Origin of the sequence: Yoonia sp. SS1-5, assembly GCF_038443705.2 — a bacterium.
GTDB classification, from domain to species: Bacteria; Pseudomonadota; Alphaproteobacteria; order Rhodobacterales; family Rhodobacteraceae; genus Yoonia; species Yoonia rhodophyticola.
The window spans coordinates 145,786-157,874 of the sequence record NZ_CP151767.2 but is presented as its reverse complement, the minus strand read 5'-3'; the positions used below and the strand labels follow the sequence as shown (position 1 = coordinate 157,874).

Annotated in this window: 9 protein-coding genes; 4 read left to right on the top strand and 5 right to left on the bottom strand. The window is 54.8% G+C overall.

What is annotated here, in order from left to right; all coding sequences use genetic code 11:
- Positions 1–152 precede the first annotated feature (152 nt).
- Positions 153–1,232 carry a recombinase RecA gene (gene recA, locus AABB31_RS02340; protein ID WP_342076022.1) on the bottom strand — a complete coding sequence of 360 codons (1,080 nt, stop codon included), beginning with the start codon at positions 1,230–1,232 and terminating at the stop codon, positions 153–155.
- Between the two features lie 193 nt (positions 1,233–1,425).
- Here recA and AABB31_RS02335 point away from each other — a divergent pair, with 193 nt between their 5' ends.
- Complete coding sequence (locus tag AABB31_RS02335; RefSeq protein WP_342076023.1) at positions 1,426–2,022, top strand: gamma-glutamyl kinase; 597 nt, start codon at positions 1,426–1,428, stop codon at positions 2,020–2,022.
- A 256-nt stretch (positions 2,023–2,278) separates the two neighbouring features.
- On the opposite strand, the gene AABB31_RS02330 is transcribed toward AABB31_RS02335, so the two are convergent.
- Together AABB31_RS02330 and AABB31_RS02325 are read right to left on the bottom strand one after the other, a co-directional pair.
- A complete protein-coding gene (locus AABB31_RS02330; protein WP_342076024.1) occupies positions 2,279–4,510 on the bottom strand; it encodes an SEC-C domain-containing protein in 2,232 nt (743 codons plus the stop codon).
- A 210-nt stretch (positions 4,511–4,720) separates the two neighbouring features.
- Entirely contained in the window at positions 4,721–5,476 is a 756-nt protein-coding gene (locus tag AABB31_RS02325) for a DeoR/GlpR family DNA-binding transcription regulator (protein WP_342076025.1), read from the bottom strand.
- Between the two features lie 171 nt (positions 5,477–5,647).
- Between AABB31_RS02325 and glpD the strand changes: the two genes are divergently transcribed.
- Positions 5,648–7,189, top strand: coding sequence for a glycerol-3-phosphate dehydrogenase (gene glpD / locus AABB31_RS02320; protein WP_342076026.1), 1,542 nt, complete (start codon positions 5,648–5,650; stop codon positions 7,187–7,189).
- Positions 7,190–7,238: 49 nt separating this feature from the next.
- Positions 7,239–8,723 (top strand): glycerol kinase GlpK, encoded by a 1,485-nt coding sequence (gene glpK / locus AABB31_RS02315; RefSeq protein WP_342076027.1) that lies wholly within the window; start codon positions 7,239–7,241, stop codon positions 8,721–8,723.
- Between the two features lie 145 nt (positions 8,724–8,868).
- Here the strand turns inward: glpK and AABB31_RS02310 are convergent, their stop codons facing one another.
- Positions 8,869–9,951 carry a TRAP transporter substrate-binding protein gene (locus AABB31_RS02310; RefSeq protein WP_342076028.1) on the bottom strand — a complete coding sequence of 361 codons (1,083 nt, stop codon included), beginning with the start codon at positions 9,949–9,951 and terminating at the stop codon, positions 8,869–8,871.
- 344 nt (positions 9,952–10,295) lie between these two features.
- A complete protein-coding gene (locus AABB31_RS02305; protein ID WP_342076029.1) occupies positions 10,296–11,270 on the bottom strand; it encodes a zinc-dependent alcohol dehydrogenase family protein in 975 nt (324 codons plus the stop codon).
- A gap of 121 nt (positions 11,271–11,391) precedes the next feature.
- On the opposite strand from AABB31_RS02305, the gene AABB31_RS02300 reads away from it, so the two are divergent.
- A complete protein-coding gene (locus tag AABB31_RS02300) occupies positions 11,392–11,997 on the top strand; it encodes a TetR/AcrR family transcriptional regulator (RefSeq protein WP_342076030.1) in 606 nt (201 codons plus the stop codon).
- Positions 11,998–12,089 lie beyond the last annotated feature (92 nt).

Below are 12,089 nucleotides of genomic sequence, written 5' to 3'. Positions count from 1 at the left end.
AAGTGGCAGAAATAGCCCCGCGCCCAAGGACTGTCCACAGCGCGCATGCATTCCGCCCCAAAACCCAAGCATGACGTGAAATTCGGGATGGCCCAACGACAAAAGGCGCCGCTATTGCGACGCCCCTGATATTTTACGGCAAGGCCGCTGGCTTAGACTTCGACCAGATCGTCATCGTCGCCGGCGCCACCTTCGGGCAGATCAAAATCCAGCCCATGTGCCGCCCTGATCTTGTCTTCAATCTCCAGCGCGATGCTCGGGTTTTCCTTCAAGAACAGTTTAGAGTTTTCGCGACCCTGACCGATACGCTCGTCACCATAGCTGAACCAGGCACCAGATTTTTCAACAACGCCCGCCTTGACGCCCAGATCCAGCAATTCCCCCGTCTTGGAAATACCTTCGCCATACATGATGTCGAATTCAACCTGCTTGAACGGCGGGGCCACCTTGTTCTTGACGACCTTGACGCGGGTGGCGTTGCCCACAACCTCGTCCCGGTCCTTGATCGCCCCGATCCGGCGAATATCCAGACGGACAGAGGCATAGAATTTCAGCGCGTTACCACCTGTTGTCGTCTCGGGCGAGCCAAACATCACGCCGATCTTCATCCGGATCTGATTGATAAAGATCACCATGCAGCCGGACCGGTTGATAGACCCGGTCAATTTGCGCATGGCCTGTGACATCAAACGGGCATGCACACCCACGCTGCTATCGCCCATATCACCTTCGAGTTCGGATTTCGGGGTCAGAGCGGCCACGGAATCAACAATGACCATATTCACCGCACCGGAGCGCACCAGCGTATCGACAATCTCAAGCGCCTGTTCACCTGTATCGGGCTGCGAAATCAGCAATTCATCCAGGTTGACGCCCAGCTTTTTGGCATAGGTCGGATCAAGGGCATGTTCGGCATCCACAAAGGCGCAAACGCCACCTTTTTTCTGTTCCTCGGCAATGGCGTGCAGTGTCAGGGTTGTCTTACCGGACGATTCAGGCCCGTAAATCTCGATCACACGACCCTTGGGCAAGCCGCCGATCCCCAAAGCGATATCAAGCCCCAGAGAGCCGGTTGATGTCGCCTCGATATCGGCCATCTTGTTTTCGCCACCGAGCTTCATGATAGAGCCCTTGCCGAACTGCCGCTCAATCTGCGCCAACGCGCTTTCCAGCGCTTTTTCTTTATCCGCTGTCTTCTTGTCAGTCATTTTGAGGAGTTCTGCCGTTGCCATGTTTCCTGTCCTTATTTCACGCGCCATTCCGGGCGGCAATCACTGCTTTGTTCTTCTTGTGTTCTCACCTTACATGAGATCAAAAAGAGAACATTGCAACTAAAATTTTCCATGTTCACCTTCGGATCATAGTGGTTAAGTTTTGGTTTATGCCGTAACAATGAGTACAGCCTGAACGAAGGACGCCGACCAAATGCTTGTTTTCTGGAAGGAAAATCTGGTTCTCCTTGCGGTCCCCAAGACCGGGTCAACCGCGCTCGAGGGCGCGCTGGCCCCGCGCGCGTCGATGGTGCTTCGCGATCCACCGCATCTCAAGCACGCACCGTGTTATCGCTACAAGCGATTCCTGCGGCCGTTTTTTGTGCAGGCGGGCGGACAGACGCCCGAGCTGATGGCGATCGTGCGCAACCCTATTGACTGGCTGGGCAGCTGGTATCGGTACCGAACCCGCGATGACCTGATTGGCCATGAAAACAGCACGCGCAATGTCAGTTTCGACGAATTTGTCCTGGAATACTGCAAGGGGTCCCCGGCCCCTTTCGCCAATGTGGGATCACAGAACAAGTTCCTGCGGATCAACGATGGTGAATTGGGCGCCGAACATCTGTTTCAGTACGAGCAATGGGACAAGGTCATCAGCTACCTGCAAGACAGGTTGGACATAGTGATTACGTTAAAGCAAAAGAATGTGTCGCCGAAAATGGAACTGACATTATCGCCCGCGGCCGAGGCCAAGCTGCGGAACAAGCGGGCCGCAGAATTCGCGGTTTGGGAGCTTGGACGGCGATAAATAGGGTGGGACGTCGCCCGCCTTTGACTCAATACCACGGATTTTCTGACTCCTAACGGGGACCCTGCCGGGCATTATTGGCCCAAACGTCAAACATTTCTTGCCCAGACCGGTCCTACACCAAGACTTGGGTCAACGGCAGTGGAGCGGACAAAGTTAGCTCTCGTCGGAACTGCACCAATGACCGCAAGTGGAGAAGAGCCATCATGAACATCGCTCATATATTTGCCGCTATCTCTCCAAGACTGTGCTAGTTTTATTGAGCCCCGCAACAGTGCTTGAAACGTTTTTCGGAACCGCACGGACACTCACTGTTTCGAGCTACCGGCACTACTCCAAATTCCATTGCTTCCACTGACTGCCGCCCAGGTGAGGTCGTTCGAGGGCTCGATAATGGATGATACGAAGCCGTTAGTGCCCTTTGTTTTTTGAGTCCAGAAATCTGCTCCTCTGCTAAACGAAAATTCTGAGTATCATTGTATTTCTGGAAAATGTGACGTGCAGCCTGCGCATGTTCAATTGCTTCGTCTAGATATCTCATTTCGAGGCTCTTTCTGGAGTAATATTGCTTTGCTTGACCAAGCTTTCCCAGTAGCACTGCATGCTGAAGCGGAATCTCTTCCAGGGAAAATCCCCCTAATGCATACTCAAAGCATGAAATTGCTTTCTTTAGCCACTCCGCCTTGGAGTCTTGACGAAAAAGTAACAAATAACAATCGCCCTTCCCGGCTTGGATACTGGCCCAGTCCAAAGGTGCCGTTTCGAGCACTATCTCTTCGGCCGCCTCACCAAAGGCTTTGAGTGCCAGCAAAATATGTTCGCTATCACATTCACGTCGCCCAAACGTCAGACGAACTTGCCCCAAACTTTGTTTTGTTCTTGCCCAGAGTACTGGCTGGTCTTGACGACAAAGTTCTTTAAGCGCCAACTCGAATGCGTCAACTGACTTTCGCAGGCTACTACATCCACTTTCTAAGAAGCCGATATACCCCCAAGCCGAACCTATGTTTGCTTGAGCCAAAGCCCATCTTCTCGGAGTCTCTTTGCGAACCCATTCGGTTAACGCAGCATTGAATGCAGCTATAGCACTATTGAGCTGGTTGATGTCAGAAGTAATTTGGCCGACCGACATCCGCGCGTTGCCTAAGTTGTTTTGGGCACCGGCCCACTCCAACGGAACAGTTCTCAATGCAAGTTCACTAAGTGCCCCCTCAGTTTCAAGAATTGAATCCTCCAAGTAGGGTATACCATCCAAGAATTTGAGCGCACCTAGCGACTGTAAAGCGGCCCCGAGGTCAACCCGGGTCAAAGCGTATTGCAGACCAGCATCGTGTTTCGAAAGCTGATTCAAAGATGCTCTATAGGAATCAATGGCTTTTTCAATTTGCCCTACGTTCTTCTTTCGATCACCAACGACATATAGGGCATTCCCTAAATCGCGGAGTGCTGAAGCACGTTGTTCGCCCTCAAGCGACAATTCCAAACTCTCTTCGGCGAGATGTATCGCTACCCTAGTATCAAAGTTCAATCCTTTATCACGGCCACGCAACCACCAGTCCCTCCACAAAGTGTGCAGTTTTTCGAACAAATCAGGTTCGGGACAACCTATTGTTAATTGGGTTACCAAGTATTTAGCCGCTAACTTAGGTTGATAATCTAGGCGGGAAAGGTCGATTGCGCGATCAAGTAGTTGAATTTTCCGTTCGTTGTGCAAATCCTCCTCGAGGTTGAGAACAGCAAGTATTTCAGAAATTGCTTCCCCATAGCGACCCTCAGCAGTGTATTTCGACGCTCTCTTGAGTTCGTCGGAGCCAGAATGGTTGTCATCAAAATCGGGATGATCACTATTCTGTATTTGAATTGCACGTTCCACTGCTTCGTTTAGGTCAAGCCACGCCTGTCCAACATCACTTGTGCTCGTCGAAAAGCGTTGCGCTAGATTGACTATTGCCTCTTCTGTGATCCCGGCGTCCCGCAGTCGGTTTCCTGCACCCGTATTCTGCGTCCGCAGTAGCAATTCCCGTTGAATCAATGGCTGTAAGTCCGCCACTACCTCTACGTCATTCAGAATAGGCTCGAGGATGGCGCGAACTATCGACCTGAAGTCTTCCAATGCGTGGCTTGTTTTGTGTGCCGGATCAACCGCAGTTTTAGCTATACGTCCACACAAGGTATCTGCAAGGGTAGCGGCATCCAAATTTGACTCAATTATGTCACTATCGCTGAATTGGTACAAGCTTATAAGCTGCGTCACGATGCGTTTGCGCCCTTGAGTTAGATGCATGCGCGATAGAGTAGCTTTCAACAGCAAGGCCATCTCCTTAGCCAATGCTTTTGTCTCGGAATTCGATTCTTTGTAAATGGCGGTGCCGGATAGCGCTGCGCTCAATGCCGTCGCGGTCCCTGCCGCAAGAGTTAAATCTGCGGTAGTTGCTACAACAGTAAATGCTGCCGCTATGTTCCCTCCGTGAAGTATTTTCTCAAACACACACTCCTCCTATTTATCAACCATATAATAGTTACTCTCGATTGTCAGGTTACAAAGTTCTTGGTCGACAGGTCAGTACCTAGACTTGCTCCAAGCGACATCCATGTGGCCAGCATACGACACTGAGACGTTGTATGTGACTCAACAGAAGGAGCCGTTCGTCCACCACGCAGCATTTGTGAAAATGGGCTCCTTAAAGGCTTTCGTACACTAGACACTCGCAATCTGCGTTCCCCAGTCCTTGCACTGATTGATCAATGCCTCCGATGGCACCCTGTCAGTGACAAAATGATCGACCTGCGCCAAAGACGCGATCTTGACGGGGGCCTTGCGGCTGAACTTGGTGCTGTCGGCCACAAGGATGGTGGATCTTGCAGCCTTGATCACCTGCTGACTGACGCGGATTTCTTCGGGGTCAAAGTCGAGCAGCTCCCCCGGATCAACGGCCGAGGCGCCGATGACCGCGAAATCCACTTTGAACCGATCAATCGCAAGTGCAGCCAGATCACCCACCAGCCCACCGTCAGAGCGGCGCAGGCTACCGCCGGCCACGATGACGTCACAGCTGGGGTTTTCCGCCAATATATTGGCAACGTTCAGATTATTTGTCACAACCATCAGGTTTTTATGCGCATGCAGGGCATGTGCCACGGCCTCGGTCGTTGTGCCGATATTCAGAAACAGGGAGGCATCATCGGGGATCAGACGCGCCGCGCGCCGGGCGATCCTGAGCTTGGCCTCGCGGTTCGAGGCCCGTCTGTCACCATAGCCGATATTCTGTACGCCCGACGGCAACACCGCCCCGCCATGCACCCGTTCCAGCAGGCCAGCCGCGCAAAGCTCGCGCAGATCGCGGCGAATGGTCTGCACTGCCACGCCCAGCTCTGCCGCGATGTGGGTTGCGGTGACTTTGCCGGTTTTGCGTGCTTGCGCGCGAATCCAATCGTGCCGGAACTTTGTACTCATATGTTCGTTTTGAGACGATAGCGAACATTTCGCAAGGGCTGCTATGCGGGAAAATGCGCCGATAGCGGGCCTGATGCGGGTTCGTTCGCTACAAAGCGAATAGTTCGGTACGGTTGGCTTGCGGCAGCCTGGCGCGCATACTACCAGCCAAGCCAAGCACGGGGGCATATCATGCAGACAGATTTTGACATCTTTATCATTGGCGGCGGCATCAATGGCTGTGGCATTGCGCGTGACGCAGCCGGGCGGGGCCTGAAGGTTGGGCTGGCCGAGATGAAGGACCTTGGCTCTGCCACGTCGTCGGCCTCGACCAAGCTGTTTCACGGCGGCCTGCGCTATCTGGAGTTCTTTGAATTTGGACTGGTCCGCAAGGCCTTGATCGAACGCGAGGTGCTGCTGAAGGCGATGCCACATATCAGCTGGCCCATGCGTTTCGTGCTGCCCTACCACCCCGATATGCGGTTCGAGACCGAAACCCCCACGTCCAAATTGCTCTCAAAGGTAATGCCGTGGATGAAAGGGCGCCGGCCTGCATGGCTGATCCGGCTGGGTCTGTTGATGTATGACAATCTGGGTGGCCGGCAGATCTTGCCCGCGACACATGTGGTCGACCTGAAAAAACGACCCGTTGGGGAACCGCTAAAAGACAAGTTTGAGCATGCATACGAGTATTCCGATTGCTGGATCGAGGATTCGCGGCTGGTCGTGCTGAACGCCCGTGACGCCGAGGATCACGGCGCCAGGATCCTGACCCGCACAAAAGTGGTCAGCGCGACCCGAACCGGCGACCATTGGGAAATCGTGGCCGAGGCGGACGGCAAACAGACGACCTATACCGCGCGCGGGCTGATCAATGCTGGCGGTCCGTGGGTCGAGGATGTGATCCGCAACGCTGTGCGCCTGAACTCTTCGGAAGGGGTGCGGCTGGTGCGCGGCAGCCATATCGTGACCAAGAAACTCTTCGATCATGACAAGAGCTATTTCTTTCAGGGCGAAGACGGCCGGATCATTTTCGCAATCCCTTACGAGACGGATTTCACCCTGATCGGGACGACTGATCAGGAACATACCGACCTGTCTGAAAAGCCGCATGCAACCGAGGCCGAGCAAGACTACCTGTGCAATTTCGCATCGCAATATTTCACCAAACCGGTGACCCGCGATGATATCGTCTGGACCTATTCAGGGGTGCGCCCGCTTTATGATGACGGGGCAAAGTCTGCAACTGCAGCGACGCGCGATTATGTGTTGTCATTGGACGAAAATGGCCCACCGCTACTGAATATATTTGGTGGAAAGATCACGACCTATCGCAAACTGGCCGAGAATGCGTTGAAGAAACTGACGCCGCTTCTGGGTGGCACCCATCCATGGACTGCCGGCGCGCATCTGCCCGGTGGTGATTTCAAAGTGGCCGAAAAAGAACAGCTCGTCACCGATCTGCAGGCCGCATATCCGTTTTTGACCCCGGCCTGGGCACTGCGTCTGATCAAGGCATACGGAACCGAGGCCAAGCTGATCCTTGGGTCTGCCAAAAGCGCCGAGGATCTTGGCATGGATTTCGGCGCGACCCTGACCGAGGCCGAGGTCAAATGGCTGATGAGCCGCGAATATGCCCGCACCGCCGAGGATGTGATCTGGCGGCGCAGCAAGCTTGGGTTGCGCCTGAACGAAGACCAGGTGGCACTGCTGGAAGGCTACATGGCCGGTTGAAAAGCCGCCAAACTCGCGTAATCTGTGCCGTCAATCGGGGGGAACATCCATGACATATATTCTGGCAATTGATCAGGGAACAACGTCAAGCCGCGCGATCATTTTCGACGCTGCGATGGGCGTTGTCGCCACCGCACAAGAGGAATTCACCCAGCATTTCCCGCAATCGGGCTGGGTAGAGCATGATCCGTCCGATATCTGGTCGTCAGTCGCCTCCACATGTCGGGGTGCTATCGAAAAGGCAGGTATCACCGCGTCAGAGATCGCAGCCATCGGCATCACCAATCAGCGCGAAACCACCCTGATCTGGGACAAGACAACCGGCAAGCCCATCCATAATGCCATCGTCTGGCAGGACAGGCGTACCGCCCCGTTTTGCGAAGAATTGCGCGCCGAGGGGTTCGAACGCGAGATCACCTATCGCACGGGCCTGCTGGCCGATCCGTATTTTTCCGGCACCAAGGTGCATCATATCCTGGGCAAGGTTGAGGGCGCCCAAGCCAAGGCCGAGGCAGGCGATCTACTGTTTGGAACGGTCGACAGCTACCTGATCTGGAAGCTCACCGGCGGCAAACGGCATGTATGCGACGCCACAAATGCCGCGCGCACCATGCTTTATGATATTCGCAAAGGCAGGTGGAGCACGACCATCTGCAAACGTTTTGGCATCCCGCTGTCCATGCTGCCCGAGGTGATGGATTGCGCTGCGGATTTCGGCACTACACGGGCTGATCTTTTCGGCAGCGAATTGCCAATTCTCGGCGTCGCTGGGGATCAGCAGGCCGCGACCATTGGGCAGGCCTGCTTTGAACCGGGCATGTTGAAATCAACCTATGGCACAGGCTGCTTTGCCCTGCTCAATACAGGCGACACGCTGGTGGAAAGCCAGAAACGTCTGCTAGGCACAATCGCCTATCAGTTTGACGGCAAACCCACCTACGCGTTGGAGGGGTCGATTTTTATCGCCGGTGCGGTGGTTCAATGGCTTCGTGACGGCATCAAGATTATCCGCGAAGCCAAGGAAACCCAGCCACTTGCAGAAAGCGCCGATGCGGGGCAAGAGCTGTATCTTGTTCCCGCCTTCACCGGCTTGGGCGCCCCTTATTGGGATGCCGAGGCGCGGGGTGCAATCTACGGGCTGACCCGCAATTCCGGACCCGCTGAATTTGCGCGCGCGGCGCTCGAAAGTGTCGGTTTCCAGACCCGCGATTTGCTGGAGGCAATGAAAAGCGACTGGAAGTCATCCGGCGCTGACGGTGTGCTGCGCGTCGATGGCGGCATGAGCGCGTCTGACTGGGCCATGCAATTTCTGTCCGATATTATCGGGGCGCCGGTCGATCGCCCCAAAGTGCTGGAAACCACCGCGCTGGGGGTGGCCTGGCTGGCCGGGATGAAGGCGGGTGTCTATCCTGATCAGGCCGGTTTTGCCGCCAATTGGGCGTTGGACCGTCGGTTTACGCCACAGATGGACGAAAACCTGCGCAGCGCCCGTTATGCGGGCTGGCAGGACGCCGTGCGGCGGACGTTGACCTAAAAGACGGGCCTATGCGGCACCGACAAAGCGCCGCACTTCGCAGCATTTCTGCAAATGTCAGCAATAGTGAATGTGCCACGGTGAAAGCTGCAATGCAGCTCTCACCGTGATGTTGGACACCAAAAATTTTGGTGTCCATATTGGTTTAGCCCATCACGCGGTCACGTTGTGCCCTGTATGCGCCCTCTGACTGCGTGATCCACCCCGATGATGCCGCCATGGACGCGTTGTAGCTTGCCCGGATCCGGTCATACAGATCATCACCCGCGTATTGGTTCATCGTGTCGGTTGCCGCGACGCCCAATGCATCCCAGACACTGTCAGGAAACTCGAGAACTTTGACGCCACCGGCCTGCAGCCGTTGAAGTGCCGCACCGTTTTCAGACATGAACTGGGACAGGTTCCAGTACATCGTCTCACCGGCTGCAGATTCAATAATGGATTGATGCGCCGTTGACAGGCTTTCCCACACATCCAGATTTGTCGCCAATGACAGGCCCGAGCCTGGCTCGTGCATGCCAGCTGTGTAGTAGAATTTTGTGATTTCCTGGAAGCCCGCTTTCTCATCAGCCCATGGGCCAATCCATTCCGTCCCGTCAATCGCCCCTGAGGCAAGCGCTTGATAGACTTCCGAGCCGGGCAGGTTTTGTACAGACGCACCAAGCTTTCCAAGCGCTTCGCCGCCCAGACCCGGCATGCGGAACTTTAGCCCCTGAAAATCTTCTGGGCCGTTGATTTCTTTCGCAAACCAGCCCCCGGCCTGCGCCCCGGTAGAGCCCGCAAGAAACGACTTCAATCCAAAGATTTCCCCAAGCTCATCGTGGAACCCGCGACCATCGCCGTGATAATACCAGTTCGCCAGCTCTTGGGTTGTCATCCCAAATGGCACGGCGGTAAAGAAGTTGAAACCGGGATGTTGGCCACCAAAATAGTAATCCGCACCGTGATACATGTCAGCCTGGCCAGAGGTCACCGCGTCAAAAACCTCAAACGCGCCGACGAGCTCGCCGGCGGCCTTCAGATCAATCGTCAGCGCCCCATCCGACATTGCCGTGATTTTGTCGGCGGTCCGCTGGGCCGCATCATGAACACCCGCAAGGCCACGCCCCCAGGTTGTCACAAGTGTCAGCGTCCGGTTGCCCTGCGCATAGGCTGGCGCCGCCAATGTGGTTGCCGCGGCTGTACCGCCTGCCAATGCCGAATTCTTTAGAAAAGAACGACGATCCATATCAAAAATCCCTATATTTGCGGGCACCTTCATCGTGGCGCCTGCCGCACACCTTGTGCTGCTGTTGTTTGCTTGCGATGGAACAGATGCCATCCATGCTGATGTTGAACTGCATATCTGCAGGAGTCCAGCGGGCGATGATCGTTGGGTCTGCGGTTTCGGTGCGGACGGATTCTTGGAACGCAAGGCGACGCATTTGTGGACACGACGCGCAGGATTCAGCGCTCTGGGCGTAAATCAAACCGTACGATCATTGAACATGTCTACAGTCAGACATGTTGGAACTTCACGTCACAAAACTGACCAAAACTATAAGAAGCCGGAGACGATTTTGACTGAACGGCCTAAAGCCCGTTTGGCGCCAGCAGGACCTTGCCTGCGCGGTTGTCTCGCATAGCGTGGGACAAGGCTTTATGTATGTCCTCAAGTGGATAAACACGCGCAACCGGGGAATGGAGTTGCCCCATCGCAACCAGCGTTGTGAGCTCGCCGAAAACACGGCCAATGTCTTTTGGCGAAGTCGTCTGCAGCCACTGCGTCAGCCAAAAGCCCCGCATCTTGATATCCCGGAAGATGACAGTCTGATCCGGCACATATGTGTCTTGACCTGACAGGTTCCCAAACAGAACAATTGTGCCAGAGTCCTGCAAACAGCCGATCAACCTGCCAAAGGTTTCGCCGGCCACGGCATCAATGGCCAATACAGGTGCTTGATCAAGTTCTTTGGTAACCTGTTGTGTCAGATCGGGACCGTCCAGAAGCACGGCGTCAGCACCGGCAGTTTTCACGGCTTCAATGGCACTGCTGCGACGCACCACCGAGGCGATCCGCACGCCGCGGGCCTTGGCAAGTTGTGTGACCATCTGCCCCACCGCAGAGGTCGCAGCAGATTGAATAATCCAGTCGCCTTCGACCAGATCCACAAATTTAGTCAGGAGAAGATAGGCGGTTGCAGGATTGACAATCAACATGGCCAGTTGGTCAAGATCAGCATCCGGAAGCGGCACAAGCCCGGCGCTTGGTACTGTCTTTTCAGTGGCCCAAGCACCGGGCGGATTCGGTACAATGACCCGTGTCCCGATACCAAGCCCTGGGCCATGCACCTCCATCACTTCACCAACCCCTTCCAAACCGATTTGCGCAGGCAAAGCGGGCTGTGACCCGTAGTTTCCGGCGATTTGCAGGATGTCGGATGGATTGATTGGTGCGCGCAAAATCTTGAGGCGCGTTTGTCCGCGTTCAAGCGGCTGAGGGTCCAGTTCGATCAGTTCAACGACCTGATCTGCTTTGCCATGTGTTCTGTAGATTGCTTGTTTCATTGCCTTGGGCCCTTTGAAGGTCTGCGTAGACGCGGACGACTCACAGTTAGTGAATTGCATTCATTAGCCGTATGTGAGCAAACGCTCTTGCGCTGTCAACCGTAATGAATACTATTCATTTATGAAAAATCAGAACCTCACCCGTGCCAAGCGGACACGTGACCCGGACAGTAAACGCACCGCTATCTACGAAGCGGCCGCGCGGCTGTTTACGGACCATGGCTATGAAAATGTTTCGATTGCAAAGATCGCAAGGGAAGCGGGCATCGCGGTGGGCACCGTCTATCGGTTTCACGACACGAAACTGACGTTGCTCCGGGCGATGTTGGAAGGTGTCGAAGACGCATTTGTCACACGAATGGCATCTGATTGGGCGTGCGACGGTACATATGCAGAGCGGATTGAGCGGATGTGCTACGGTCTTTTCGAGGTCGCCGAGGATAACCTTGATCTTCTAAAGTTGCTCAATATGACAACTGACATTGTGTTTACCGACGGGTCGTTGCCGGGGGACCGGATTCAAAACCAGATCCGCATCATGTATACCGAAGCCATGAATGTCGGGGCCAGTCATCAGGGGGACCCCCACATGATGGCCGCGATCGCGCATGGCATGGTCGAGGGGGCGATGGTGCGATGGATGCGTTTGGGCGCGCCTAAAGATATTGATGCGGCCGCGCAACTCGCCCTCGTTTTCAAGGACGGGTTTATGACAAACGCAGCTTAATCATTGGAATGTGATCGCTTGCGTCAGGGGCAAAAGCAAACTTGTTGCGGCACCCTGGATGAAGTCGACGCCGGTTGATGTTTCTCAGAACA